Source organism: Microbacterium sp. M3, from assembly GCF_033548675.1.
In the GTDB taxonomy this organism is placed as follows: Bacteria; Actinomycetota; Actinomycetes; order Actinomycetales; family Microbacteriaceae; genus Microbacterium; species Microbacterium arthrosphaerae.
Map to the genome: position 1 here is coordinate 389772 of NZ_JAWTZT010000004.1, position 25961 is coordinate 415732.

Consider the following 25961-nt stretch of genomic DNA (forward strand, 5'->3'; position numbering starts at 1 on the left):
TCGTGAGCAGGAACGGTGCGTTCGCGCATCGCTGGGAAGCACGGTGCGCGTGGGCGCGCCGTGAGCAAGAACGGTGCGTTCGCGCACCGCTGGGATGTACGGCGTGCTTCGGCGCGCCGCTGGGAAGGGGACGGTGTGCTTCGGCACGCCGCTGGGAAGAACGGCGTGCTCCGGCGCGCCGCTGGGACGGCGCTTCGGCGCCGAGTTTGGGGAAATCACTGTGTCTGCAGTGCGCAAGAGAACATTGAAGGCTTTCGCCGGCGCGTTGGTCGCCGCCGCTCTCGTGGTGGCGCCGCTCGTCACCGCCGGAGCCTCGGCGGCGGGCAAGGACAAGGAGCCGGCCCAGCTCGTCGGAGTGGTCGGTGAACGGCAGCCGTTCACTCCGGAGACGAACCAGACGTCGTACTGGAAGAAGCAGTTCTCCGACACGATCGTGGAGTGCTACAGCGCCGAGGGCAACACGAGCCACGGCAAGATCACCGACGGTGGCAAGACCGTCACGCTGAACCCGTACCAGGACTCCTGGCCGGGTGACCGCTGGGAGCTGCTCGTCGTGAAGGGCGGCGCCGAGGAGATCAACGTGATCAAGCTGCCGAAGGCGGGCGTCGCGTACGCCTCGCTCGAGAACAACGGCGGCCAGCAGTCGAACGTTTCGCACTGGATCGTCTGCAAGGGCAAGACGCCCGAGGTTCCGCAGACGCCGGCCCCCACGCAGAAGATCGACTGCACCTCGATCACGGTCGACTATCACCGCGCGCTGCGCAACGGCGACCACATCAACTTCCAGGTCCGTGCGGGCGAGCGCGAGTACCAGGTCAACCTCTACGTCGACCGCAACATCGCCGGCGGCTGGGACACCATGGGCCTCCGCGACTCGAAGGGCGGCACCGTGCCGCTGACCCAGGCCGAGGTCGAGTCCGGCGTCATCACCTGGAAGTACTCGGAGCTGCTCGACGACCCGGCGTTCACCGTGACCTTCGTCCAGACGAACGAGACCGACACCTGGCCGAACCTCCAGTGCGGCACCCCCGAAGAGGAGGAGCCCGAGCCCACGATCCCCGACCCGAAGGTGGAGCGCGGCGAGTGGACCGACGGCGCGTGGAAGTGCGGCGACACGACGGTGACGCAGACCCGCAATGTCGTCACGACCACGTACAAGCTCGAGAACGGTGCGGTCGTCCCGACGGTCGAGAACACGACCGAGACGCAGACGCGTCCGCTGACCTCGGCCGAGATCGGTGAGAAGTGCGATCTGGTCCCTGGCGACATCAACGCCGTCTGTGTCGGCGACGTGCCGTACCTCGGCTACGAGCTCACGCTGCCCGCCGGCTACGTGGTCGACAGCAAGACGCCCGTGACCATCACGTTCCTCAACCCCGAGGGCGAGAACTACGTCGTGAAGAACCAGCCGCTGGATGGCGAGCTGCTGTGGCCGGGCGCCTCGGCGACCGCGCCGAAGATGTGGCCGGGCTGGGAACTCGTCGGCGGCGAGTACGTCAAGACCGACGGCAACTACGACTGGACGCGCGAAGGCGTGACCGTGCGCTTCGAGGTCAACCCGTCGTACTTCACCGAGGTGGAGTACCCGAAGGCCTCGGCTGAGTGCGCCAACCCGCCGATCGGCGGGCCCGACGGCTCCGAGGAGCCGACCCCGGGCACCGTGACGCCCGGTGACGGCACCCCGGCCGGCACGCCGGGCACCCCCGCGGGCACCCCGGCGGCGTCGACCGACGCCTCCGCGCTGGCGGTCACCGGTGGCGGCCTGAGCCCGCTCGTCGTCGCCGCCGGCGGCGCCGCGCTGGCTGCCGGCATCATCGTCCTCGCGATCGCGGCGCACCGCCGCCGCAACGTGGGAGCCGGCACCGAAAGCTGACCTATATAAAGAGGAATGGGGCGGTCGCGCACAGCGCGGCCGTCCCATTCCTCTGTGGCCACTGCCGCGAGAGTACAGCTGGTCGCCCAGATGTTGGTTGGTTCCCTACCTCTCGTCCACCACTTGTACTCTCGCCGACTCAGGTGCGGCGGGGAGGCGCCGGAGCCCAGGGTGGGAACAACTCGCGCGTTCCTCCACCACGGCGAGAGGATGCGCGCGGTCCACCTGGGAAGCCGCCGAGCATACGCGCATCGCGACACGCCCGAGTTTGCGACACGCCCGGGGTGCACGTAGACTAGTGAGGTTCCACATTCCGGTGCCCCTCTTGGCGCGCGCCGGATCACTGCCAGGGCAGTGCATAGGCAGCGCAACGCGCAGAGTCCTAGGCCGCGGGCAGCAGAACCACCACATCTCGAATCCACCCCAGTGCGGAGCATTGCCTCGCGTGCGGGCGGAGAACGGATGCCGGGAATCGGGCTTCGGCGCGGCACCCCGGATTGACAGCAGAACAGCGGTGCAGCATCCCTCGACAAGCTCGGGAACCGAGCGGCCGCGAGGAGTAAGTGCCCCGGCGCGCAAGCGCCATGTGCGTCCAATGCCCGAGAGGTATGACGCGGAAAGAGAGACAGACAATGGCGGGACAGAAGATCCGCATTCGCCTGAAGTCGTACGACCACGAGGTCATCGACTCGTCGGCGCGGAAGATCGTCGACACCGTGACCCGTGCGGGCGCGACGGTCGTGGGCCCCGTGCCCCTTCCGACCGAGAAGAACGTGATCGCCGTGATCCGTTCGCCTCACAAGTACAAGGACAGCCGCGAGCACTTCGAGATGCGCACCCACAAGCGTCTGATCGACATCGTCGACCCGACGCCCAAGGCGGTCGACTCGCTCATGCGCCTCGACCTCCCGGCCGATGTCAACATCGAGATCAAGCTCTGAGGTTCGACATGGCTGACATCAACTCCAAGGTTTCCAAGGGCCTGCTGGGCACCAAGCTCGGCATGACCCAGGTCTGGGACGAGAACGGCAAGCTCGTTCCCGTCACCGTCATCGAGATCGCTCCGAACGTCGTGACCCAGGTCCGCACGCCGGAGAAGGACGGCTACAAGGCTGTTCAGATCGCTTACGGCCAGATCGACCCCCGCAAGGTGAACAAGCCCCAGACGGCTCACTTCGAGGCCGCAGGCGTCACCCCGCGCCGCCACCTGACCGAGATCCGCACGGCTGACGCCGCGGACTACGCGCTCGGTCAGGAGCTCACGGTGGACGCCACGTTCGAGGCCGGCCAGCTGGTCGACGTCGTCGGCACCAGCAAGGGCAAGGGCACCGCGGGTGTCATGAAGCGCCACAACTTCAAGGGCGTCTCCGCTTCGCACGGTGCGCACCGCAACCACCGCAAGCCCGGTTCGATCGGCGCCTCGTCGACCCCGAGCCGCGTCTTCAAGGGCATGCGCATGGCCGGCCGTATGGGTGGCGAGCGCGTGACCGTCCTCAACCTCACGGTGCACGCCATCGACGCCGAGAAGGGTCTGCTGCTCGTCAAGGGCGCCGTCCCCGGCGCGCGCGGCCGCATCGTCTACGTCCGCAACGCAGTGAAGGGTGCCTGATCTCATGGCTGACTCGACTCTCGCGCTCGACGTCGTGAACGCAGACGGCAAGAAGGCGGGCTCCGTGGAGCTCCCCGCCGCCCTGTTCGACGTCAAGACGAACATCCCGCTCATCCACCAGGTCGTCGTCGCGCAGCTCGCGGCGGCTCGCCAGGGCACCCACTCGACCAAGCGTCGCGGTGAGGTCTCGGGCGCCGGCCGCAAGCCCTTCAAGCAGAAGGGCACGGGTAACGCCCGTCAGGGCTCGATCCGCGCGCCGCACATGACCGGCGGTGGCATCGTGCACGGCCCGAAGCCGCGAGACTACTCGCAGCGCACCCCCAAGAAGATGATCGCGGCCGCCCTGCTGGGCGCGCTCAGCGACCGCGCTCGCGGCGAGCGTCTCCACGTCGTGGAGTCGTTCGGCATCGAGGGTGCTCCGTCGACCAAGGCCGCTGCCGCGGTCCTGACCGGTCTCGGCGCCGTCAAGAACGTGCTCGTCGTGGTGGACCGCGCCGACGACATCAACGTCCTGAGCGTCCGCAACCTCGCGTTCGCGCACGTGCTGCCGTTCGACCAGCTCAACGCCTACGACGTGCTCGTCTCGGACGACATCGTCTTCACCAAGTCGGCCTACGACGCGTTCGTCGCGTCGAAGACCGTCGCCACCGAGGAGGCCTCGGCATGACCGCCGTCAACAAGGACCCGCGCGACATCATCCTGAAGCCGGTCGTTTCGGAGAAGAGCTACGGGCTCATCGACGAGGGCAAGTACACCTTCCTCGTCGACCCCCGCGCCTCGAAGACCGAGATCAAGCTCGCGATCGAGAAGATCTTCGGCGTCAAGGTCGCCGCGGTGAACACGCTCAACCGCGCGGGCAAGGCCCGTCGCACCCGCTTCGGCACCGGCAAGCGCAAGGACACCAAGCGCGCCATCGTGACCCTGAAGTCGGGCACCATCGACATCTTCACGGCAGTCGGCTGACGGTCGGGACAGAGGACTAGAGAACTATGGCTATTCGCAAGTACAAGCCCACGACCCCGGGTCGCCGCGGCTCGTCGGTGGCCGACTTCGCCGAGATCACTCGATCGACGCCCGAGAAGTCGCTCCTCCGCCCGCTCAGCAAGACCGGTGGCCGCAACAACCAGGGCCGCATCACCACGCGTCACATCGGTGGTGGCCACAAGCGTCAGTACCGCGTCATCGACTTCCGTCGCAACGACAAGGACGGCATCAACGCCAAGGTCGCTCACATCGAGTACGACCCCAACCGCACCGCGCGCATCGCGCTCCTGCACTACTTCGACGGCGAGAAGCGCTACATCATCGCGCCGAACAAGCTGTCGCAGGGCGACATCGTCGAGTCGGGTCCGTCGGCCGACATCAAGCCGGGCAACAACCTGCCGCTGAAGAACATCCCCACCGGTACCGTGATCCACGCGATCGAGCTCCGCCCCGGCGGCGGCGCGAAGCTGGCCCGCTCGGCCGGTGCGTCGGTTCGCCTGGTGGCGAAGGACGGCCCCTACGCCCAGCTGCGTCTGCCCTCGGGCGAGATCCGCAACGTCGACGCGCGCTGCCGCGCGACCGTCGGCGAGGTCGGCAACGCCGAGCAGTCGAACATCAACTGGGGCAAGGCCGGCCGCAACCGCTGGAAGGGCATCCGCCCGACCGTCCGCGGTGTCGCCATGAACCCGGTCGACCACCCGCACGGTGGTGGTGAGGGCAAGACGTCCGGTGGTCGTCACCCGGTTTCGCCGTGGGGTCAGGCCGAGGGCCGCACCCGTCACGCGAACAAGGAAAGCGACAAGTACATCGTCCGTCGTCGCAACGCCGGCAAGAAGCGGAAGTAGGAGTAGAGGAAGATGCCTCGTAGCCTTAAGAAGGGCCCCTTCGTCGACGAGCACCTGCTTCGCAAGGTCGTCGTCCAGAACGAAGCCGGTACCAAGAACGTCATCAAGACCTGGTCGCGCCGTTCGATGATCATCCCGGCCATGCTGGGTCACACCATCGCCGTGCACGACGGTCGCAAGCACATCCCCGTGTTCGTGACCGAGACCATGGTCGGCCACAAGCTGGGCGAGTTCGCGCCCACCCGCACCTTCCGCGGCCACGTGAAGGACGACAAGAAGGGCCGCCGCCGCTGACGCGGGGGCAGAGGAGAGAGAAATGGTGGAGTCCATCGCACGCGTGCGACACATCCGCGTGACCCCTCAGAAGGCTCGTCGTGTCGTTGCGCTCATCAAGGGCAAGCAGGCTGAGGAGGCCCTGGCCATCCTCAAGTTCGCGCCGCAGGGTGCGAGCGAGCCGATCTACAAGCTCGTCGCCGCCGCGATCGCGAACGCTCGCGTCAAGGCAGACAAGGACGGCGAGTACCTGGACGAGCAGGACCTGTACGTGAAGAACGCGTACGTCGACGAGGGCACGACGCTCAAGCGTTTCCAGCCCCGCGCGCAGGGTCGTGCGTTCCAGATCAAGAAGCGCACCAGCCACATCACCGTCGTGCTCTCGACCCCCGAGGTCGCGGAGACGGCGCCGGCTGCCAAGAGCAAGAAGGCGAGCAAGTAATGGGACAGAAGGTCAACCCGTACGGCTTCCGCCTCGGCATCACCACGGACCACGTGTCGCGTTGGTTCTCGGACTCGACGAAGCCCGGACAGCGCTACGCCGACTACGTGGCCGAGGACATCAAGATCCGTCGCCTGCTGACGACGTCGCTGGACCGCGCCGGCGTCAGCAACATCGAGATCGAGCGCACCCGTGACCGCGTTCGCGTCGACATCCACACCGCCCGCCCGGGCATCGTGATCGGTCGCCGCGGCGCCGAGGCCGAGCGCATCCGCGCCGACCTCGAGAAGCTCACCGGAAAGCAGATCCAGCTGAACATCCTCGAGGTCAAGAACCCCGAGGCCGACGCCCAGCTCGTCGCGCAGGGCATCGCCGAGCAGCTCACCGCTCGTGTGGCGTTCCGCCGCGCGATGCGCAAGGGCCTGCAGGGCGCGCAGCGCGCCGGCGCCAAGGGCGTCCGCATCCAGGTCTCCGGCCGCCTCGGCGGCGCCGAGATGAGCCGCTCGGAGTTCTACCGCGAGGGTCGTGTGCCGCTGCACACGCTGCGCGCGAACATCGACTACGGCTTCTACGAGGCGAAGACCACCTTCGGCCGCATCGGCGTGAAGGTCTGGATCTACAAGGGCGACCTCACCAACAAGGAGCTCGCTCGCGAGCAGGCCAACGCGCCCAAGTCGGACCGTCGTCGTGACGACCGTCGTGGCGGCCCGCGTGGCGACCGCGGCGAGCGTGGCGGCGACCGCCGCAACGAGGCCCCCGTGGCAGAAGGAGCGTCGGCGTAATGCTCATCCCCCGCAAGGTCAAGTACCGCAAGCAGCACCACCCCAAGCGCGATGGCCAGGCCACCGGCGGCACGAAGGTCTCCTTCGGCGAGTTCGGCATCCAGGCCCTCACGCCCGCTTACGTGACGAACCGTCAGATCGAGTCCGCTCGTATCGCGATGACCCGTCACATCAAGCGTGGCGGCAAGGTGTGGATCAACATCTACCCCGACCGTCCGCTCACCAAGAAGCCGGCCGAGACCCGCATGGGTTCCGGTAAGGGTTCGCCGGAGTGGTGGGTCGCAAACGTCAAGCCGGGTCGCGTCCTCTTCGAGGTCGCCGGTGTCAACGAGCAGCTCGCTCGTGAGGCCCTGACCCGTGCCATCCACAAGCTGCCGCTCAAGGCACGCATCATCAAGCGCGAGGAGGGCGACGCGTAATGGCGATCGGCACCAAGACGCTCGCCCCGAGCGAGCTCGACACGTTCGAAGACCAGCGCCTCGTCGAGGAGCTGCGCAAGGCCAAGGAAGAGCTGTTCAACCTGCGCTTCCAGTCGGCGACCGGCCAGCTCGAGAGCCACGGCCGCATCCGTGCGGTCAAGCGCGACATCGCGCGGCTCTACACCGTGATCCGTGAGCGCGAGCTCGGCATCCGTGCCACGCCCGCGCCGCTCGAGACCGCGACGAAGGCGAAGAAGACGAAGGCCAAGAAGGCGGATGCCGCTGACTCGGCCGCGAAGGAAGAGGCCGAGTGATGGCTGACAAGAAGCAGGCCGCCGAGGTCGAGCACGCCGAGCACGACGTCCGCGACGCCGACGCCCGTGGTTACCGCAAGGCCCGCCGCGGCTACGTCGTCAGCGACAAGATGGACAAGACCATCGTCGTCGAGGTCGAGGACCGCGTGAAGCACCCGCTGTACGGCAAGGTCATCCGCCGGACCTCCAAGGTCAAGGCGCACGACGAGGGCAACACGGCCGGCATCGGCGACCTCGTCCTCATCAACGAGACCCGCCCGCTGAGCGCCACCAAGCGCTGGCGTCTGGTCGAGATCCTGGAGAAGGCCAAGTGATTCAGAACGAGTCGCGCCTCAAGGTCGCCGACAACACGGGAGCCAAGGAGCTGCTCACGATCCGCGTTCTGGGTGGTTCCAACCGCCGTTACGCCGGTCTGGGCGACATCATCGTGGCCACCGTCAAGGACGCGATCCCGGGCGGAAACGTCAAGAAGGGCGACGTGGTCAAGGCCGTCGTCGTCCGTACCGTCAAGTCGACCCGTCGTCCCGACGGCTCGTACATCAAGTTCGACGAGAACGCCGCCGTGATCCTGAAGAACGACGGGGAGCCCCGCGGCACCCGTATCTTCGGACCGGTCGGCCGTGAGCTTCGCGACAAGAAGTTCATGAAGATCGTCTCGCTCGCACCGGAGGTGATCTGACCTCATGGCCAAGATCAAGAAGGGTGACCTGGTTCAGGTCATCACGGGCAAGAAGCAGGACAAGGGCGGCGACCGCGGCAAGCAGGGCAAGGTCCTCGAGGTCCTGTCCGAGCAGAACCGCGTCATCGTCGAGGGCGTGAACTACGTCACGAAGCACAACCGGGTCGGCCAGTCGCAGCGCGGCACCAAGACCGGTGGCATCGAGACGATGGAAGCCCCCATCCACATCTCCAACGTCCAGGTCGTCGACCCCTCGACCAAGAAGCCGACCCGTGTCGGCCACCGTGTCGAGGAGCAGACCAAGGACGGCGTGAAGCGCACCGTCCGCGTGCGCTACGCGAAGAAGTCAGGCAAGGACCTCTGAATATGAGCACCACCGCCCTCGAGACTGGCAAAATCCAGCCTCGTCTGAAGGCCAAGTACCACGCCGAGATCAAGAAGGCTCTGCAGGACGAGTTCGGCTACGCCAACGTCATGCAGATCCCCGGTCTCGTGAAGGTCGTCGTGAACACCGGTGTCGGCGAGGCAGCTCGCGACAGCAAGGTGATCGACGGCGCGGTCGACGATCTCACCAAGATCACCGGCCAGAAGCCCGTCGTCACCAAGGCCCGCAAGTCCATCGCGCAGTTCAAGCTGCGCGAGGGCCAGGCCATCGGTGCGCACGTCACCCTCCGCGGCGACCGCGCCTGGGAGTTCGTGGACCGCCTGGTCAACCTCGCCCTGCCCCGCATCCGCGACTTCCGCGGACTGTCGGCCAAGCAGTTCGACGGTCACGGCAACTACACGTTCGGTCTCCAGGAGCAGTCGGTGTTCCACGAGATCAACCAGGACAAGATCGACCGCGTCCGCGGCTTCGACATCACTGTCGTGACGTCGGCGAAGACGGATGCCGAGGGCCGCGCCCTGCTGCGCGCGCTCGGCTTCCCGTTCAAGGCCGACGACGCGCAGGCGTAATCCTGACGGATGCCGCGGCCGGCGCACGCGCGGCGGCTGCGGCATCCATCCCACAACTGAACACGGACATCATGGAAGGTCGTCTGGCGTGTAACGGCAGCCGATACCTCGTGAACAAAGGAATCAAGAAATGACAATGACAGACCCGGTCGCAGACATGCTGACCCGTCTGCGCAACGCGAACTCGGCGCACCACGACTCCGTGTCGCTGCCGAGCTCCAAGCTCAAGACCCACATCGCCGAGATCCTCAAGCAGGAGGGCTACATCTCCTCCTGGGAGGTCAGCGACGCCCGTGTCGGCCAGACCCTCACGCTGACGCTCAAGTACGGCCCGAACCGCGAGCGGTCGATCGCCGGCATCAAGCGCGTGTCGAAGCCCGGTCTCCGCGTGTACGCGAAGTCGACCGAGATCCCTCGTGTCCTCGGCGGCCTCGGCGTCGCGATCCTGTCCACCTCCTCCGGTCTTCTCACCGACCGCCAGGCCGAGCAGAAGGGCGTGGGTGGGGAAGTCCTCGCCTACGTGTGGTGATCTGACATGTCGCGTATCGGTCGTCTCCCGATCGACGTCCCCGCCGGCGTGACCGTTTCGGTCGCCGGTCAGGACGTCACCGTCAAGGGCCCCAAGGGCGAGCTCCTGCTCACCGTGGCCCGTCCCATCGAAGTCAAGGTCGAAGAGGGCCAGGTCGTCGTGACCCGTCCCGACGACGAGCGCGCCTCGCGCTCGCTGCACGGCCTGACCCGCACGCTCATCAACAACAACATCATCGGTGTGACCCAGGGCTACTCCAAGGGCCTCGAGGTCGTCGGCACGGGTTACCGCGTGGCGCAGAAGGGCACGGCGGTCGAGTTCGCACTCGGCTTCTCGCACCCCGTTCTCGTCGAGGCGCCCGCCGGCATCACCCTGACCGTCGAGGGCAACAACAAGCTCACGGTCTCGGGCATCGACAAGCAGGCTGTCGGCGAGGCCGCGGCCAACATCCGCAAGATCCGCAAGCCCGAGCCGTACAAGGGCAAGGGTGTGCGCTACGCCGGCGAGGTCGTCCGGCGCAAGGCCGGAAAGGCTGGTAAGTAACCATGGCCGTGAAGTCGAAGTCCGACGCGCGCGCGCGTCGTCACGCCCGCCTTCGCAAGAAGGTCGTCGGCACCCCCGAGCGTCCGCGCCTGGTCGTCACGCGCTCGGCCCGCCACGTCTTCGTCCAGATCGTCGACGACAGCAAGGGCCACACGCTGGCCTCGGCCTCGACCCTCGAGACCGACCTGCGCACGTCCGACGCTGACAAGACCGCCAAGGCCCGCAAGGTCGGCGAGCTCCTCGCGGAGCGCGCCAAGGCCGCCGGTGTCTCGGACGTCGTGTTCGACCGTGGCGGAAACCGCTACGCGGGCCGTGTCGCGGCGATCGCCGACGGCGCCCGCGAGGGAGGTCTGAACCTGTGAGTGACAACAAGGAGAACATCGTGACCGAGCAGGCAGCTGCCGAGGCTCCGGCCGAGGCCGCCACCGCGCCCGCCGAGCGCGAGCGCGAGCCGCGTCGCGGTGGCCGCGAGCGCAACCAGACCCGCGGTGACCGCGGTGGTCGCGACCGCAACGAGAGCCAGTTCCTCGAGCGCGTCGTCACCATCAACCGCGTGTCGAAGGTCGTCAAGGGTGGTCGTCGCTTCAGCTTCACCGCGCTTGTCGTCGTCGGCGACGGCAACGGTGTGGTGGGCGTCGGCTACGGCAAGGCCCGCGAGGTGCCCCTGGCCATCTCGAAGGGTGTCGAAGAGGCCAAGCGCAACTTCTTCCGCGTGCCGCGCGTCGGCTCGACCATCCCGCACCCGGTGCAGGGTGAGGCCGCTGCCGGTGTGGTGCTGCTGCGCCCCGCCGCCGCCGGTACCGGTGTTATCGCCGGTGGGCCCGTGCGTGCCGTCCTCGAGTGCGCCGGCATCCACGACGTGCTGTCGAAGTCGCTCGGCTCGTCGAACACGATCAACATCGTCCACGCGACGGTGGAGGCCCTGAAGCAGCTCGAGGAGCCCCGTGCGGTCGCCGCGCGTCGTGGCCTCGACTTCGACCAGGTCGCCCCCGCTCGTCTCGTCCGTGCCGAGGCTGAGGCCGCGGCCGCTGCGAAGGCAGGTGTCTGATGGCTGCGCGTCTGAAGGTCACGCAGGTCAAGTCCAAGGTGAGCGAGAAGCAGAACCAGCGCGACACGCTGCGTTCGCTGGGTCTCAAGCGGATCGGCGACTCGGTCGTCCGTCCCGACGACGCGCAGACGCGCGGTTACGTCCGGACCGTCGCGCACCTCGTCAAGGTTGAGGAGATCGACTGATGGCTGAGAAGGCCGAGAAGAACGAGGCCGTCGAGGCCGAGAAGGCTCCGAAGGCCGCCGCCAAGAAGGCTGCTGCCCCCAAGGCCGCCGCTGAGAAGAAGGCGCCCGCCGCCGCCAAGGCCGACAAGGCCGAGAAGGCTGCGCCCGCGAAGAAGGCTGCCCCGAAGAAGGACGTCCCGGCTTCGCGCCCGGGCGTGCTCAAGGTGCACCACCTGCGTCCGGTCCCCGGCTCGAACACCGCGAAGACCCGTGTCGGTCGCGGTGAGGGCTCGAAGGGCAAGACCGCGGGCCGCGGTACCAAGGGTACGAAGGCTCGCTACCAGGTCAAGGTCGGCTTCGAGGGTGGGCAGATGCCGCTGCACATGCGCACCCCGAAGCTGCGCGGCTTCAAGAACCCCTTCCGCGTCGAGTACCAGGTCGTGAACCTGGACAAGCTCGCGGAGCTGTACCCCTCGGGTGGCGACGTCACCGTCGGCGACCTGGTCGCCAAGGGTGCGGTGCGCAAGAACGAGAAGGTCAAGGTGCTCGGCACCGGCGACATCTCGGTGAAGCTCAACGTGTCGGTCGACAAGGTCTCGGGTTCCGCCGAGCAGAAGATCGTCGCCGCGGGCGGCACCGTCAAGTAATACGCGCACAGTGGGGGTCGGAGCTTGCTCCGGCCCCCACTGGGTTACCCTGGACGTCGGCACGTCGTGCGTGCCGGCACCCCCTCTGGAGGAATCCTCTTGTTCAGCGCCATCGCGCGGATCTTCCGCACCCCCGACCTGCGGCGGAAGATCGCATTCACCCTGGCGATCATCGCCCTGTACCGCTTCGGCGCGCACGTGCCTGCGCCGTTCGTCGACTTCCCGAACGTGCAGTCGTGCATCGATCAGTCCGCCGGCACCGAGGGCCTGCTCTCGCTGGTGAACCTGTTCTCGGGCGGTGCGCTGCTCCAGCTGTCGATCTTCGCGCTCGGCGTCATGCCGTACATCACCGCGACGATCATCGTGCAGCTGCTGCGCGTGGTCATCCCGCACTTCGAGACCCTCTACAAGGAGGGTCAGGCGGGCCAGGCGAAGCTCACGCAGTACACCCGGTACCTGACGATCGCGCTCGCACTCCTCCAGTCGACGACCCTCGTCACCGTGGCCCGCAGTGGTCAGCTCTTCGGCACGACCGGCATCCCCGAGTGCGAGAACCTCCTCACGAACGACGTGTGGTGGGCGCAGCTGCTCATGATCATCACGATGACCGCCGGCACCGGCCTCATCATGTGGTTCGCCGAGCTCGTCACCGAGCGCGGCATCGGCAACGGCATGTCGCTCCTCATCTTCACCTCGATCGCCGCCGCGTTCCCCGCCTCGATGTGGGCGATCTGGCAGTCGCGCGGCTTCGAGGTCTTCCTGCTCGTCCTCGCCGTCGGCATCGTCGTCGTCGCGCTCGTGGTCTTCGTCGAGCAGTCGCAGCGCCGCATCCCGGTGCAGTACGCCAAGCGCATGGTCGGTCGTCGCACCTACGGCGGCACGAACACCTACATCCCGATCAAGGTGAACATGGCCGGCGTCGTGCCCGTCATCTTCGCCTCGTCGCTGCTCTATATCCCGGCCCTCATCGCGCAGTTCAACCAGCCGCAGGCGGGCGAGGAAGTGCCCGCCTGGGTGGCGTGGATCCAGCTGTACCTCGTGCGCGGCGACCACCCGCTGTACATGTTCCTGTACTTCCTGCTCATCGTCGGGTTCACCTACTTCTACGTCGCGATCACCTTCAACCCGGTCGAGGTCGCCGACAACATGAAGAAGTACGGCGGCTTCATCCCCGGCATCCGCGCGGGTCGCCCGACGGCCGAGTACCTCGACTACGTCCTGACGCGCATCACGCTTCCGGGCTCCATCTACCTCGGTCTGATCGCGCTGCTGCCGCTCATCGCGCTGGCGACGGTCGGCGCCAACCAGAACTTCCCGTTCGGCGGCGCTTCGATCCTCATCATCGTCGGCGTCGGCCTCGAGACGGTGAAGCAGATCGACGCACAGCTGCAGCAGCGGCACTACGAAGGGCTTCTCCGATGACCCGTCTTCTGATCGTCGGCCCGCAGGGCTCCGGCAAGGGCACCCAGGGAATCCGCATCGCCGAGGCGTTCGGGGTCCCGGCCATCTCGACGGGCGACGTCTTCCGCGCCGCGGTCGCGGAGGGCTCCGAGCTCGGCACGCAGGTGAAGGCGATCATCGAGGCCGGCGACCTGGTGTCGGACGAGCTGACCAGCGCCGTGGTGCGCGAGCGCCTGTCGCAGGCGGACGCCGAGAACGGGTTCCTGCTCGACGGGTATCCTCGCAACGTCGCCCAGGTCATGCACCTCGACGAGTTCCTCCAGGGGCGCGACGAAGAGCTCGACGCCGTGATCCTCCTCGACGTGCCGCGCGACGAGAGCATCTCGCGCATCGCGCTGCGCGCACGGGAGCAGGGCCGCACCGACGACACCGAAGAGGTCATCGCCAACCGCCTCGCGATCTACGAGCGCGAGACCTCGCCGATCATCGGCGTCTACGAGTCGCGCGACATCGTCGACCGGGTCGACGGGGTCGGCACGTTCGACGAGATCACCGAGCGCATCGTGTCGGCGCTCGAGGCGCGCGGACTCGCCCGCGTCCCCGTCGCCTGATCCCGTGTCGCTTCGCCGCTCCATCTACAAGTCGCCCGCCCAGCTGCGGGCGATGGTCGAGCCCGGCCTGATCACGGCGGCGGCGCTCGACGCCGCGCGCGGACTCATCGCCCCCGGCGTGACGACCGCAGAACTGGATGCCGCGGCATCCGCTCTCATCACGGCTCGAGGCGCGAAGTCCAACTTCCAGATGGTGCGGGGCTACCGCCACACCATCTGCGCGTCGGTGAACGAAGAGGTCGTGCACGGCATCCCCGGCGACCGCGTGCTCGGTGCCGGAGACATCGTGTCGGTCGACGCCGGAGCCGAATACAAGGGCTGGAACGGCGACTCCGCGTTCACGTTCGTGCTGCCCGATGACACGCGCCCCGAGCTCGTCGCCGAGCGGCAGCGCCTGTCGGACGTCACCGAGGGCTCGCTGTGGGCGGGCATCGCCGCGCTCGCGTCCGCGAAGCACATCGGCGAGATCGGCGTGGCGATCCAGGAGTACATCGAGGCGAACTCGCCGGCTTCCGGCACGTACGGGATCCTTCGCGAGTACGTGGGCCACGGCATCGGGCGCAAGATGCACGAGTCGCCGTCGGTGTTCAACTACCGCGTCGCCGACACCGGGCCGGAGGTGCGTCCCGGGCTGGTGCTCGCGATCGAGCCGATGGTCGTGATCGGCGACCAGGCCACCTTCGTCGAGGACGACGGCTGGACGGTCTCCACGGTCGACGGCACGGCGGGCTCCCACTGGGAGCACAGCGTGGCCGTGCACGAAGACGGAATCTGGGTGCTCACGGCACCCGACGGCGGTGCCGCCGGCCTGCAGGCATTCGGCGTCACCCCGCGCGAGATCGCCTAGGAGGGCTCGAATGGCACAGGCAGCACGCAAGGTCAACTGGTTCGCGATCTGGGTGACGGCCGGCGTCGTGGTGGCGCTCGTGCTCGTCGCGGTGCTCGTCGTGACGCTCAACATCGCCGCCACCCCCAAGCCGCTGCCGACCGAGGTCAACACGCCGTCGGCTTCCAACATCGACGCCGAGACCGGCGCCATCCTCGTCGGCGACGGGGAGGACCAGCTCGGCACCTACGTCGACTTCATGTGCCCCGTCTGCAACCAGTTCGAGCAGGTCTACGGTTCGGAGATCGAAGGCATGGTCGACGACGGCAGCATCACGCTGGCCATCCACCCGATCTCGATCCTCGACGGGCAGTCGCAGGGCACGCAGTTCTCCACCCGCTCCGCCAACGCCGCGTACTGCGTGGCCGTCGAGGACCCCGACGCGTCGCTGCCGTTCCTGCAGGCGATGTTCGAGAACCAGCCGGCCGAGGGCACCAAGGGCCTCACCAACAACGAGATCCTCGAGATCGCGTCGGGCGTCGGCGTCTCGGGCATCGACTCGTGCGTGAACGACGGCACCTACGCGGGCTACGTCACGGCGATGACGGCCGAGACGCCGATCCAGCCCGGCTCCCAGGGCATCGGAACGCCGACCATCACGGTCAACGGCGAGGTCATCGCCAACTCGCAGCTGCCCGAGCAGGGCCAGCTGGCGACGCTGTTCCAGTAAGCAGAGGAGAGCGGATGCCGGGGCCCCCGGCATCCACTCCACCTCCGCGTGGTCCCTCGACCTCCGGCCGCTCGGACCGCGGGGGAAAGCGCGTTTCACCAGGACCGGGTGATTCCCACCCGGCGGCCGCGGGCTATGGTCGGATCATGTCTCACCCGAAGAGACGGCTGATCGGCGCGCCCGCCGCCCTCGCAACAGCCGCATTCACCGCCGCCCTCCTCGTCCCCTTCGGCGCGCTTCCTGCGGGACCCGCCGCGGCCGCCATCGGGGAGTGCCCGACGGGGACGATCCCTGCGCCCGGGACGCCCGCGGAGAACGCGCTCTGGACGGACGCGAACGTGGCCGTGTACGCGGGCGGCGACTTCCTCGCCGACGGCGGCGCTGCCGAGTCGGAAGGGCTGCTCGTCGTCGAAGGTGACGCCACCTTCGACAAGGAGTTCGCCGGGCGCTTCAACGTCGGCTGGGTCGGCGTCGGGTCGCAGGTCACCGCACCTCCGGGATCCACCATGCTCGCCGTCGGCGGGAATCTGACCGTCGCCGCGAGCACCGTGCTCGACGTCGGCTCGGGCGCCTCCGAGCCCGATGGCTCATTGCTCGGAGGGGACGTGCTGGTGGGTGGCTCGGTGAGCCCGGTCTTCCCCGCACCCCAGTATGAGCTCAACAACGGCAGTCTCGCCTCCGGCCTCGGTACCGCCGCCCTCGCCGACTACTCCGGGTTCGGGGCGCTCGTCACCGACACCTCGGCGGACCTCGCGACGGAGCCGGTGACGGGGGCGACCTCGGTCGCCGGCAACACGGTGACCTTCACCGGCGACGGACAGGCCGCGGCTCTCCAGGTCTTCACGCTCACGGCCGCGCAGGCCAGCGCCATCACCGAGGTCTACTTCATCGACATCGCCGACGATGCGCCCGTGGTGATCAACGTGACGGGTGGCCCGTCCGTGACCCTGGCGCACAACTACATCGCAAACGATGGCGACCGCGCCGACGACCTCACCTCATCGCTGTTCGGCATGGTCGCGGCGCGCACGCTGTGGAACATCGTCGACGCCACGACGGTGAACCTGGCCGGCTCCAGCCAGCTCCTCGGGAGCATCCTGGCGCCGGGCGCCGATCTCGACATCACCGCGAGCACGAACGGTCGCGTCTACGCGGGCGGCGACATCCGCATGCACGGGGTCGGCAACGAACTGCACAACTACCCGTGGATCGCGGCGCCGTTCGACTGCGTTCCGACGACGAACGCGGTCACCGGGACGGTGACCCTGCAGAAGCTGCTCGCCGACGGAAGTGCAGGTTTCCTTCCGGTCGGCCCCAGCGGCCTTCCGAAGTTCGCCGGCACCGTCGAGTGCGCAGTGGCGGAGGGTGGCACCTTCGCGGAGGAGTGGACCCTCCGGCCGCCGAACGTGATCACGATCGAAGGTCTGCCCGTCGGCGCCGAGTGCACCATCGCCGAGGACCTCACGCGGGTCTCCCAGGATCGGGACGGCCTCGCCGATGTGCCGCTGCGCGACCTCGTCTGGGCCGAGCCGGTGTGGACGGTGAACGGCGAGACCGTGCAGGGTCCCGTGACCTTCATCGTTCCCGCCCCCGGCAGCTCGACGAACGTCGCTCTCACCGTCGCCAATGAGCTGCGACTCGGCTCCTTCGCCATCACCAAGACCGTCGAGAACCTCGACGCGCTCGAATACGTCGACGCCTTCTCCGGCGCCTGGAGCTGCACCCACGTCGACGCCCCGGGGATGTCGGGTACGTGGTCCCTCGGAGCAGGGGAGACCACCCCCTCCTTCGAGGTGCCGCTGGGCTCGGAGTGCGCGGTCGTGGAGGATGCGCCCGATGCCCCCGCCGACGCGGAATGGGCGACGAGCATCGCGCCCGCGGAGTTCACGATCTCGTCCGACGAGACCGTGGTCGCCGTCACGGTGACCAACACCCTTTCTGCGGATCGGCCGACGCCGGCGCCGACGCCGACCCCCACCCCTGACACCGGACCCCGGCCGGACTCGGACGCGGCGCTGCCGGCGACGGGTGCGACGGTGCCATGGTGGGCGATCGCGGTGGGCGGGGCGCTCCTCGTCGCCGGTGCGGCTGTCTCGGCCGTCACCGTGACCAGGCGTCGACGCGGCTGATGCGGGGGAGGGTGCCGCGGCCGGCGGCATCCTCCGGTGATTTGCCGAGGCATCCACTATCACGTATGCTTGATCTTTGGTGCGTTGCGCCTTCATTGGCGTGTCGCAGCACCGAACCCCATCCACCGCAGACCGACCGGTCTGCACAACTGTAAGCGAGCGTATGGCGAAGAAAGACGGTGTCATCGAGATCGAGGGCGTCGTGTCCGAGGCTCTGCCCAACGCGATGTTCCGCGTCGAGCTCAGCAACGGACACAAGGTGCTCGCAACGATCTCGGGCAAGATGCGGCAGAACTACATCCGCATCATCCCCGAGGACCGTGTCGTCGTGGAGCTCTCGCCCTACGACCTCACCCGCGGGCGCATCGTCTACCGCTACCGCTAGGCCGGTCGAGAAGTAACGCCCCGCGCTCCGGCGCGCCCGGCGAAGACAGCGAAGAGAAGAAACATGAAGGTCAACCCCTCCGTCAAGCCCATCTGCGACCACTGCAAGGTCATCCGTCGCCACGGTCGCGTCATGGTGATCTGCAAGAGCAACCCGCGTCACAAGCAGCGCCAGGGCTGACATGAACGGATGCCTCGGGCCGAGGCATCCGTCATCCCACAACTGAACACGACTACAGGCAGCATCAGAACCCGCTCGGCGGGGGACACCTCGGGCTGGAGGCCCGGGCACCGACGCTGCTCCACACCTCCACTCACTCCCAGGAGAACCGCATGGCACGTCTTGCCGGCGTTGACATCCCGCGCGACAAGCGCGTGGTGATCGCCCTCACGTACATCTACGGCGTCGGCCGTACCCGCTCGATCGAGATCCTCAAGGCGACGGACATCGACGAGAGCATCCGCGTCAAGGACCTCAGCGACGACCAGCTCGTCGCGCTCCGCGACTACATCGAAGGCAACTACAAGGTCGAGGGTGATCTCCGCCGCGAGGTCGCCGCCGACATCCGCCGCAAGGTCGAGATCGGCTCCTACGAGGGTCTGCGTCACCGCCGCGGCCTCCCGGTGCGCGGTCAGCGCACGAAGACGAACGCCCGTACCCGCAAGGGCCCGAAGCGCACCGTCGCCGGCAAGAAGAAGGCGCGCTAAGGCGCGGCCCCCAGGGTTTCAGAGGAGCAAAGCAATGGCACAGGCCAAGTCCGCCGCGCGCAAGCCGCGCCGCAAGGAGAAGAAGAACATCGCGCTGGGCCAGGCCCACATCAAGTCGACGTTCAACAACACGATCGTCTCGATCACCGACCCGTCGGGCGCCGTCATCAGCTGGGCGTCGTCGGGTGGCGTGGGCTTCAAGGGCTCGCGCAAGTCGACGCCGTACGCCGCCGGCATGGCCGCGGAGTCCGCTGCCCGCCAGGCGCAGGAGCACGGCGTCAAGAAGGTCGACGTCTTCGTCAAGGGCCCGGGCTCGGGCCGCGAGACCGCGATCCGCTCGCTGACGGCCGCCGGCCTCGAGGTCGGCTCCATCCAGGACGTGACGCCGCAGGCCCACAACGGCTGCCGTCCGCCCAAGCGCCGCCGCGTCTGACATCCCGGAGCCGGGGCACCCTTCGTGGGTGTCCCGGCTACCGCACGCTTCACGGATGCCGCGGCCCGGCCGACATCGCCGGGCCGAGGCATCCCGAGTAAAACTCAACACCTCACCCACCGCACGTGTCATATAGCGGGCACGTGATCGAAAGGAACACATAGTGCTCATCGCACAGCGTCCCACTCTGACCGAGGAGAAGATCGGGGAGTTCCGCAGCCGTTTCGTCATCGAGCCGCTCGAGCCCGGCTTCGGTTACACGATCGGCAACGCGCTGCGTCGCAGCCTCCTGTCGTCGATCCCCGGCGCAGCCGTGACGTCCATCCGCATCGACGGCGTCCTCCACGAGTTCAGCACCATCCCGGGTGTGAAGGAGGATGTCACCGAGATCATCCTCAACATCAAGCAGCTGGTCGTCTCCAGCGAGCGCGACGAGCCCATCACCGCGTACCTGCGCAAGACCGGCGCCGGTGAGGTCACCGCCGCCGACATCTCGGCGCCCGCCGGTGTCGAGGTGCACAACCCCGAGCTGGTCATCGCGACGCTCAACGACACCGCGAAGTTCGAGCTCGAGCTGACCATCGAGCGCGGTCGCGGCTACGTGTCGGCGACGCAGAACCGCAACGAGTACGCCGAGGCCGGCCAGATCCCGGTCGACTCGATCTACTCGCCGGTCCTCAAGGTCTCGTACCGCGTCGACGCCACGCGTGCCGGTGAGCGCACCGACTTCGACAAGCTCGTGCTGGACGTCGAGACCAAGGCATCGATCGCCCCGCGCGACGCCGTCGCTTCGGCCGGCCGCACCCTCACGGAGCTCTTCGGCCTCGCCCGCGAGCTCAACGTCGAGGCCGAGGGAATCGAGATCGGCCCGGCGCCGGTCGAGACCGTGCTCTCGAACGAGCTGTCGATGCCGATCGAGGACCTCGACCTGTCGGTCCGCTCGTACAACTGCCTCAAGCGCGAAGGCATCAACACCGTGTCGGAGCTCGTCGCCCTCTCGGAGACGCAGCTCATGAACATCCGCAACTTCGGTCAGAAGTCGGTCGACGAGGTGCGCGACAAGCTCGTCTCGCTCGGCCTGTCGCTGAAGGACTCGGTCCCCGGGTTCGACGGTGCGCACTTCTACGGCGGCTACGACGACGAGACCGTCTGAGCCGTTTGGTTCCGGATGCCGGGGGTCCCGGCATCCGTCCGCAGACCGACTTTTCACACTGGAGTAACTGAGAATGCCCAAGCCCACCAAGGGTCCCCGCCTCGGAGGCGGTCCCGCACACGAGCGCCTGCTGCTTGCGAACCTCGCCGCCGCGCTGTTCACGCACAAGTCGATCAAGACGACCGAGACCAAGGCCAAGCGCCTGCGTCCGCTCGCCGAGCGCCTGATCACGTTCGCCAAGCGCGGCGACCTGCACGCGCGTCGTCGTGTGCTGTCGGTCATCGGTGACAAGGAAGTCGTGCACGTCCTGTTCACCGAGATCGCGCCGCTGGTCGCCGACCGTGAGGGCGGCTACACCCGCATCACGAAGGTCGGCAACCGCAAGGGCGACAACGCCCCGATGGCCGTCATCGAGCTCGTCCTCGAGCCCGTGACGAAGAAGCCGTCGGCGAAGAAGGCCGCGGCCGCCAAGGCCGAGGCCGCCCCGGTCGCCGAGGAGGCTCCGGTCGAGGAGACCGCCGACGAGACCCCCGCGAACGACGAGGCCGCCGAGGCCGGCGCCGAGTCGCAGGAGGAGGGCGCGGCCGCCGAGGCTGCGGCCGAGGAGGCCGTCGAGGCTCCCGCCGAGGAGAAGTCCGCGTAAGCGGATCGCCGGGCGTCGTCGCCCGGCCGGTCGCGGCGTCACGCCCGACCACCCTTGCACCGCGAGACCCGTCACCCGCTGGGTGGCGGGTCTCGCTGCGTCTGCGGGCGGTGCGTCGCCGGCGGTGCGTCGCCGGCGGTGCGTCGCCGCGGCGTCGGGGATACCCCCCGGGTCGGAGAGATCCACGTGGGAGGATCCGACCGGCTGTAGATCTCCGACCGGGTGGCGGGGGGTGGGCCGGGGTGCCAACCGGGTGGCGGCGGTGGAGCGGGGTGCCAACCGGGTGGCGGCGGTGGAGCGGGGTGCCGCCGGGGCAGCGGTGGAGCGGGGTGCCGACGTGGCAGCGGTGGAGCGGGGTGCCGACGTGGCGGCGGTCGGCGCGGGTGGGCACCGTGCGCCTCGGTAGGCTGGGTCGGTGCGGATCCGGCTCGACATCGCCTACGACGGCACGCATTTCCGCGGCTGGGCGCGCCAGCCCGGGCTGCGCACGGTGCAGGAGACCATCGAGTCGGCGCTGGGGCGCGTGGTGGGCGGCGATCCGCGGCTCGTGGTCGCCGGGCGCACCGACGCGGGGGTGCACGCCAGCGGGCAGGTCGCCCATGTCGACCTCGACGAGGGCCAGCGCGCCCGCATGCTCGCGCGCCACGCGCGGCCTGCCGCCGCAGAGCCGACGCCCGACGAGCGTGCGGCGGCGCTCGCGGCGCGCATCACCGGTGTGGTCGGCGCCTACTCCGACGTCGCCGTGCACCGCTCGCGCCTCGCGCCCGAGGGCTTCGACGCGCGCTTCTCGGCGGTGTGGCGGCGCTACGAGTACCGCATCGCCGACGTCGTCACCGGGTACGACCCGCTCGAGCGGCATCGGACCACGTCGGTGCGGGCATCCCTCGAGGCCGAGGCGATGGATGCCGCCGCCCGGGCCCTCATCGGGCTGCACGACTTCGCGGCCTACTGCAAGCCGCGCGAAGAGGCCACGACGATCCGCACGCTCCTCGAGTTCGACTGGCACAGGGACGCGCTCGGCGTCCTGGTGGCGAACGTCAAGGCCGACGCGTTCTGCCACAGCATGGTGCGGGCGCTCGTGGGCGCGTGCGTCGCGGTCGGTGAGGGGCGGCTCGACGTGGACGACGTCGTCGATATCCGCGACGCGCAGGAGCGCGTGCCGGAGGTGAAGGTGCTGGCCGCGCGCGGCCTCACGCTGACCGAGGTCGGGTATCCCGCCGACGAGCTGCTGGCGCAGCGCGCGGATCAGACCCGCGCGCGCCGCGATCGCGAGTGAGGCGCCCCGGCTAGACTGACCGGACGTCCGGCGGGGGTCGATTCGGGGGTTTCATGCGCAGGTTCAGCCGGTTCGCCGGAGTCGTCGCGTTCGCGGTCATCGGCACCGCGGCGCTCGCCGGCTGCGGACCGGCGCCGTGGGAGACGGATGCCGCGCCCTCGGCATCCACCACCCCCACCCCGACCGTCGTGCCCACTCCCGTGCCCAACGACCTCTCCAGCGGCTCGACGCAGCGGGCGCTCACGGCCGGAGCCGTCAGCGCCACCGTCGACTACTGGTCGACGCTGTCGATGGACAAGTGGACTGCCGCGGCGATCAAGCCGGTCAGCGTCTCGATGACGACGACGGTCGTGCCCGACGACGGGCAGAAGGTGTACCTGCAGCGCGCCACCATGATCGCGGTGCCGTCGTCGCCGACGGGTGCCCTTCCCGCGCTCGATCCGCAGGTCGACGCCGCGACCGTCAGCCCGGGGTACCTGGTGCTGTCGCCCTACAGCTACTCGCAGACCTTCAACGTCGGGCCCGTGCCCGAGGAGGCGACGTCGGTCACGCTCCAGTTCAGCTATGACTTCCTGGTGCAGACGACGCCGACGTCGAGCGAGTACGCCAAGCAGACCGCGACCGACACGCTCACGATAGCTCTGAGCGACTGATCAGCCGTTCGACGATCGTCGAGCCCACGCGCTCCCACCGGTCGCCGCCCTTCTCGCTGGCGAACCGCGCCGCCTCGCGGCCGGTGTACACCAGCGCGTCGAGGTCGTAGCCGAGCACCGACGCGGGCGCCCAGCCCGCGCTGGCGGTCGGGCGGATGGGCAGCGCTCCGTGCACGTCGAGCAGGGTCACCCGCTCGAGGATCGTCCGCAGCAGGTCGCGCACGGCGGCGTCCGAGCGCGGCACGAGCACGACGACCGCGCCCGCCGACGGCGTGCCGACGTCGGACTCGGCCGGGAACACGGCTCGGACCTCTTCGGCGAGGCCCTCCGACAGCTCGGCGAAGGCCGCGGCACCGGCGGTCTGCCGGATGTCGAGCGCGTCGTCGAGCTGCAGGTACACGATCGACCAGGCCTCCGACGTCTTCGCCGCGCGCAGCAGGCGGTCGCCGGCGATCTGTTCGAACTGCTGCCAGGCCGATGACCCGGCCGATGCACGGCCGAGCCCGCTGTCGCGGGCCGCGGTGCCGACCACGGCGATCAGGGCGCACGCGACGTACACGAGCATGCCGGCCGACGAGATCAGCCGCACCAGCGCGAAGTCGTCGCCGCCCGACGGCGGGTAGACGATCCCGGCGATCAGCGTCGCCGTGCCGGTGACGAAGAAGGCGACCGACACGATCGCGAGGGGGAGCAGCAGCTTGTCGTTGCGGCGGCCGGCGGCGCGCGCCCAGTCGAGCACGAAGAGCCCCGCGAAGACGGATGCCGCGAAGAACGCCGTGCGGTACGCCAGAGTGAACCAGCTCAAGCCGTCGACGGTCGCGAGTCCGACTGCCGCGACGACCGCCAGCGCCGCGCCCGCCCAGACGTGCGGGCGGAGCCCCCAGGCGGCGCGGAAGCCCGACCACAGGAAGGCCGGCGCCCCCAGCAGCGCGCCCAGCGAGGCTCGCCGGAGCGCCTCCATGTCGTTCACCTCCGCGGCGACGACACCGTAGGTCGCGAGCATCGCGAGCGTGAAGGCGAAGCTCCAGTACAGCGTGGAAAGCCCGGGCTTCACGAGGAACGCGATGCCGATGGTCAGCACCGTGGCCAGCGTCGTGATCAGGGCTTGAGCCACTCCGAGGTTCAGGCCCGTGCCGGTGAGGAGATCGGTCATGCGCTGCCTCCCGCGGCGTGATCGGGGTGGGGGTGGGGATGCTCCGTGCGGGCGAGCGGGAACCGCACGTCGACCCGCGTTCCCACGCCGACGTCGCTGTCGATCGAGAGGGTGCCGCCGTGGGCCGTCACGATGTCGTTGCTGATGCCGAGCCCGAGACCGCTGCCGCCGCTCTTCTTCTTCGCCTCCGCGGTGCGGAAGTAGGGAGTCAGGATGTTCGGCAGGTCCTCCGCGGCGATGCCGATGCCGGTGTCGGCGACCGACAGCACGACGGCGCCGTCGTCGACCGCGCCGACGATCTGCACGCGCCCGTCGCGCGGGGTGTACTTGATCGCGTTGCTGACGACGTTGTCGACGACCTGCCGCAGCCGGAATCCGTCGGCCGTGATCGGGAGGGCCTGATCGGCCTGCACGTCGATCTGCACCCCGGCCGCCGCTGCCGTGGGCCGGAACGACGCCACCGACTCCATCAGGATCTGACGCAGGTCGATGTCGTCCACCTCGTCGCGCCCCGAGAACCCGCGGCGCGACGTGGACACGAGGCTCTCGGTCATCTTCAGCATGCGCTCGCTCGCGCCGATGATCGTCTCGAACCGCTCGCGTGTGCGCGGCGTGAGGTCGTCGAGGTCGAGCGCGAGCTCGGCGTTGCCGATCATGACCGTGAGCGGGTGCTTGAGCTCGTGCGACGCCATCGCGGTGAACCGTTCCCGCTCGCGCTGCGCGTAGGTGAGCGCTGTGACGTCGTGCACGAGGAGCAGGATGCTCGACTCCTCGTCGCCGCGGGCCGCGAGTCGCTTCGCGGTCACCGACAGCGCGCGCCATTCACCTTCGGCGGTGAACAGCCACACCGATGCGTCGGTGAACGTCTCGCCGCGGGCGGCCCGTGTGAAGGGCCGCTCGGGGAGGGGCACCGGCATGCCGCGCAGGCCGGTGTACTCGATCGAGCGCGCGGGGAGCGTCGGATCGAGCGGGTCGAGCCCGTACAGCCGCGAGTACGCGTCGTTCACCGCGAGCACCGCGCCGTCGGCGGAGAGCCGGGCGATACCCGTGTCGATGCCGTTGAGGATCTCGGTCGTGCGGCGCTCCTGGTCGGCCCGGCGCGTGAAGGTGGCGGTGAGCCGGCCGGCCTGCCGGCGCAGCAGCCGGCGCAGCGATCGCGTGCGTCGGAGGGCGATGTGCGCGGTGATGCCGATGAAGGTGAGCGTCAGCAGGACGACGAACCCCCGGAGTGCGGCCACGGCGCCGGCCGACAGCGCCGAGTCCACGAGCAGGATGACGCCGATGACCGCCAGGAGCGCCGCCAGCGCGGTCGCGCGGAAGTGCATCGCCACCCACATCACGGGGATGCCCCACAGGAAGCCCAGCCGCAACTCGGTGCCGCTGGACATGAGCCCGATCGCGAGCGCGTCGGCGAACGGGATCGCCAGTACCGCGGCGGCGGACAGCCGGGCCCAGGGCAGTGCGAGCGTCGCCAGCGTGAGCACCACCACGAGGATCACGCCGAGGAGGAAGCTCCACCGGCCGAACAGCGCCGGTTCGAGCACCATCACCAGGAGCGCCGTGCTGAGCACCGTCGCGGCGAGCACCAGCTGGGTGAGCCAGATGGACCGGGTGCGAGCGTCTGGGATTCCCACGACGAACGTCGCTCGCGCCGCCCCGGTAGCCATGGGGTTGATTCTATTGACCCGGCCACCGGCCCCTTCGGTGCGCGCCCGAGAGTCGGCGAACGCTTCTTGCGGATGCCTTGCGCGAACCT

The 25961-nt window shown here is 68.8% G+C and carries 36 protein-coding genes; 34 read left to right on the top strand and 2 right to left on the bottom strand.

From position 1 onward, the window contains the following. Positions 1-229: 229 nt before the first annotated feature. From R8Z57_RS13935 to R8Z57_RS14100, 34 genes are all read left to right on the top strand, one after another. Complete coding sequence (locus tag R8Z57_RS13935) at positions 230-1873, top strand: hypothetical protein (RefSeq protein ID WP_318354386.1); 1644 nt, start codon at positions 230-232, stop codon at positions 1871-1873. A gap of 632 nt (positions 1874-2505) precedes the next feature. After that, entirely contained in the window at positions 2506-2814 is a 309-nt protein-coding gene (rpsJ, locus tag R8Z57_RS13940; RefSeq protein ID WP_106816553.1) for a 30S ribosomal protein S10, read from the top strand. A gap of 8 nt (positions 2815-2822) precedes the next feature. Beyond that, positions 2823-3482, top strand: a complete 660-nt coding sequence (rplC, locus tag R8Z57_RS13945; RefSeq protein ID WP_318354387.1) for a 50S ribosomal protein L3 — start codon at positions 2823-2825, stop codon at positions 3480-3482. A gap of 4 nt (positions 3483-3486) precedes the next feature. Further along, a complete protein-coding gene (gene rplD / locus R8Z57_RS13950) occupies positions 3487-4149 on the top strand; it encodes a 50S ribosomal protein L4 (protein WP_318354388.1) in 663 nt (220 codons plus the stop codon). Next, entirely contained in the window at positions 4146-4445 is a 300-nt protein-coding gene (rplW, locus tag R8Z57_RS13955; protein WP_192635689.1) for a 50S ribosomal protein L23, read from the top strand. Before rplD ends, rplW begins: the two co-directional genes overlap by 4 nt. Positions 4446-4471: 26 nt before the next feature. After that, on the top strand, positions 4472-5311 hold the full coding sequence (rplB, locus tag R8Z57_RS13960) for a 50S ribosomal protein L2 (protein WP_045301487.1): 840 nt from the start codon (positions 4472-4474) through the stop codon (positions 5309-5311). A 12-nt stretch (positions 5312-5323) separates the two neighbouring features. Then, positions 5324-5605 (top strand): 30S ribosomal protein S19, encoded by a 282-nt coding sequence (gene rpsS / locus R8Z57_RS13965; protein WP_018171448.1) that lies wholly within the window; start codon positions 5324-5326, stop codon positions 5603-5605. 22 nt (positions 5606-5627) lie between these two features. Continuing rightward, positions 5628-6026, top strand: a complete 399-nt coding sequence (gene rplV / locus R8Z57_RS13970; protein WP_045301488.1) for a 50S ribosomal protein L22 — start codon at positions 5628-5630, stop codon at positions 6024-6026. After that, complete coding sequence (gene rpsC / locus R8Z57_RS13975; protein WP_318354389.1) at positions 6026-6808, top strand: 30S ribosomal protein S3; 783 nt, start codon at positions 6026-6028, stop codon at positions 6806-6808. The genes rplV and rpsC overlap by 1 nt, the downstream gene beginning before the upstream one ends. Next, positions 6808-7227 carry a 50S ribosomal protein L16 gene (gene rplP, locus R8Z57_RS13980; RefSeq protein WP_067354305.1) on the top strand — a complete coding sequence of 140 codons (420 nt, stop codon included), beginning with the start codon at positions 6808-6810 and terminating at the stop codon, positions 7225-7227. Before rpsC ends, rplP begins: the two co-directional genes overlap by 1 nt. Beyond that, the gene (gene rpmC, locus R8Z57_RS13985; protein WP_318354390.1) at positions 7227-7541 is read left to right on the top strand and encodes a 50S ribosomal protein L29; all 315 of its coding nucleotides are present in this window, start codon (positions 7227-7229) and stop codon (positions 7539-7541) included. Before rplP ends, rpmC begins: the two co-directional genes overlap by 1 nt. After that, positions 7541-7855, top strand: a complete 315-nt coding sequence (gene rpsQ, locus R8Z57_RS13990; protein ID WP_318354391.1) for a 30S ribosomal protein S17 — start codon at positions 7541-7543, stop codon at positions 7853-7855. Before rpmC ends, rpsQ begins: the two co-directional genes overlap by 1 nt. Next, positions 7852-8220 carry a 50S ribosomal protein L14 gene (rplN, locus tag R8Z57_RS13995; protein WP_127818513.1) on the top strand — a complete coding sequence of 123 codons (369 nt, stop codon included), beginning with the start codon at positions 7852-7854 and terminating at the stop codon, positions 8218-8220. Before rpsQ ends, rplN begins: the two co-directional genes overlap by 4 nt. Positions 8221-8224: 4 nt before the next feature. Then, positions 8225-8584, top strand: a complete 360-nt coding sequence (gene rplX / locus R8Z57_RS14000; RefSeq protein ID WP_045301497.1) for a 50S ribosomal protein L24 — start codon at positions 8225-8227, stop codon at positions 8582-8584. A 2-nt stretch (positions 8585-8586) separates the two neighbouring features. Further along, positions 8587-9174, top strand: coding sequence for a 50S ribosomal protein L5 (gene rplE / locus R8Z57_RS14005; protein ID WP_318354392.1), 588 nt, complete (start codon positions 8587-8589; stop codon positions 9172-9174). A 130-nt stretch (positions 9175-9304) separates the two neighbouring features. Beyond that, complete coding sequence (gene rpsH, locus R8Z57_RS14010) at positions 9305-9703, top strand: 30S ribosomal protein S8 (protein WP_318354393.1); 399 nt, start codon at positions 9305-9307, stop codon at positions 9701-9703. 6 nt (positions 9704-9709) lie between these two features. Then, positions 9710-10246 (top strand): 50S ribosomal protein L6, encoded by a 537-nt coding sequence (gene rplF, locus R8Z57_RS14015; RefSeq protein WP_318354394.1) that lies wholly within the window; start codon positions 9710-9712, stop codon positions 10244-10246. Between the two features lie 2 nt (positions 10247-10248). Continuing rightward, the gene (gene rplR / locus R8Z57_RS14020; protein ID WP_018171459.1) at positions 10249-10608 is read left to right on the top strand and encodes a 50S ribosomal protein L18; all 360 of its coding nucleotides are present in this window, start codon (positions 10249-10251) and stop codon (positions 10606-10608) included. Further along, on the top strand, positions 10605-11294 hold the full coding sequence (gene rpsE / locus R8Z57_RS14025; RefSeq protein WP_141892567.1) for a 30S ribosomal protein S5: 690 nt from the start codon (positions 10605-10607) through the stop codon (positions 11292-11294). Before rplR ends, rpsE begins: the two co-directional genes overlap by 4 nt. After that, the gene (rpmD, locus tag R8Z57_RS14030; protein WP_018171461.1) at positions 11294-11479 is read left to right on the top strand and encodes a 50S ribosomal protein L30; all 186 of its coding nucleotides are present in this window, start codon (positions 11294-11296) and stop codon (positions 11477-11479) included. Before rpsE ends, rpmD begins: the two co-directional genes overlap by 1 nt. Beyond that, the gene (gene rplO, locus R8Z57_RS14035; protein WP_318354395.1) at positions 11479-12105 is read left to right on the top strand and encodes a 50S ribosomal protein L15; all 627 of its coding nucleotides are present in this window, start codon (positions 11479-11481) and stop codon (positions 12103-12105) included. The genes rpmD and rplO overlap by 1 nt, the downstream gene beginning before the upstream one ends. Before the next feature lie 99 nt (positions 12106-12204). Beyond that, positions 12205-13527 (top strand): preprotein translocase subunit SecY, encoded by a 1323-nt coding sequence (secY, locus tag R8Z57_RS14040; RefSeq protein WP_318354396.1) that lies wholly within the window; start codon positions 12205-12207, stop codon positions 13525-13527. Further along, positions 13524-14117 (top strand): adenylate kinase, encoded by a 594-nt coding sequence (locus R8Z57_RS14045; RefSeq protein WP_318354397.1) that lies wholly within the window; start codon positions 13524-13526, stop codon positions 14115-14117. The genes secY and R8Z57_RS14045 overlap by 4 nt, the downstream gene beginning before the upstream one ends. A 4-nt stretch (positions 14118-14121) precedes the next feature. Next, positions 14122-14964: a type I methionyl aminopeptidase gene (map, locus tag R8Z57_RS14050; protein ID WP_318354398.1), complete on the top strand. Its 843-nt coding sequence runs from the start codon at positions 14122-14124 to the stop codon at positions 14962-14964. A gap of 10 nt (positions 14965-14974) precedes the next feature. Next, positions 14975-15673 (top strand): DsbA family protein, encoded by a 699-nt coding sequence (locus R8Z57_RS14055; protein ID WP_318354399.1) that lies wholly within the window; start codon positions 14975-14977, stop codon positions 15671-15673. A gap of 146 nt (positions 15674-15819) precedes the next feature. Then, entirely contained in the window at positions 15820-17802 is a 1983-nt protein-coding gene (locus R8Z57_RS14060) for a choice-of-anchor A family protein (protein ID WP_318354400.1), read from the top strand. 163 nt (positions 17803-17965) lie between these two features. Continuing rightward, on the top strand, positions 17966-18187 hold the full coding sequence (gene infA / locus R8Z57_RS14065; protein WP_018171468.1) for a translation initiation factor IF-1: 222 nt from the start codon (positions 17966-17968) through the stop codon (positions 18185-18187). Positions 18188-18250: 63 nt separating this feature from the next. Continuing rightward, positions 18251-18367: a 50S ribosomal protein L36 gene (gene rpmJ / locus R8Z57_RS14070; RefSeq protein ID WP_005050492.1), complete on the top strand. Its 117-nt coding sequence runs from the start codon at positions 18251-18253 to the stop codon at positions 18365-18367. 152 nt (positions 18368-18519) lie between these two features. Beyond that, entirely contained in the window at positions 18520-18894 is a 375-nt protein-coding gene (rpsM, locus tag R8Z57_RS14075) for a 30S ribosomal protein S13 (RefSeq protein WP_318354401.1), read from the top strand. Between the two features lie 34 nt (positions 18895-18928). Beyond that, positions 18929-19327 (top strand): 30S ribosomal protein S11, encoded by a 399-nt coding sequence (rpsK, locus tag R8Z57_RS14080; protein WP_018171470.1) that lies wholly within the window; start codon positions 18929-18931, stop codon positions 19325-19327. A gap of 163 nt (positions 19328-19490) precedes the next feature. Further along, entirely contained in the window at positions 19491-20480 is a 990-nt protein-coding gene (locus tag R8Z57_RS14085; protein WP_318354402.1) for a DNA-directed RNA polymerase subunit alpha, read from the top strand. Positions 20481-20553: 73 nt separating this feature from the next. Further along, a complete protein-coding gene (rplQ, locus tag R8Z57_RS14090) occupies positions 20554-21123 on the top strand; it encodes a 50S ribosomal protein L17 (protein ID WP_318354403.1) in 570 nt (189 codons plus the stop codon). A gap of 415 nt (positions 21124-21538) precedes the next feature. Next, positions 21539-22399, top strand: coding sequence for a tRNA pseudouridine(38-40) synthase TruA (truA, locus tag R8Z57_RS14095; RefSeq protein WP_318354404.1), 861 nt, complete (start codon positions 21539-21541; stop codon positions 22397-22399). A 53-nt stretch (positions 22400-22452) separates the two neighbouring features. After that, positions 22453-23052 carry a hypothetical protein gene (locus R8Z57_RS14100; protein WP_318354405.1) on the top strand — a complete coding sequence of 200 codons (600 nt, stop codon included), beginning with the start codon at positions 22453-22455 and terminating at the stop codon, positions 23050-23052. On the opposite strand, the gene R8Z57_RS14105 is transcribed toward R8Z57_RS14100, so the two are convergent. Then, positions 23030-24205, bottom strand: a complete 1176-nt coding sequence (locus tag R8Z57_RS14105; RefSeq protein ID WP_318354406.1) for a hypothetical protein — start codon at positions 24203-24205, stop codon at positions 23030-23032. The genes R8Z57_RS14100 and R8Z57_RS14105 overlap by 23 nt on opposite strands. Beyond that, on the bottom strand, positions 24202-25872 hold the full coding sequence (locus R8Z57_RS14110) for a PAS domain-containing sensor histidine kinase (protein ID WP_318354407.1): 1671 nt from the start codon (positions 25870-25872) through the stop codon (positions 24202-24204). Before R8Z57_RS14110 ends, R8Z57_RS14105 begins: the two co-directional genes overlap by 4 nt. Between the last annotated feature and the right edge of the window lie 89 nt (positions 25873-25961).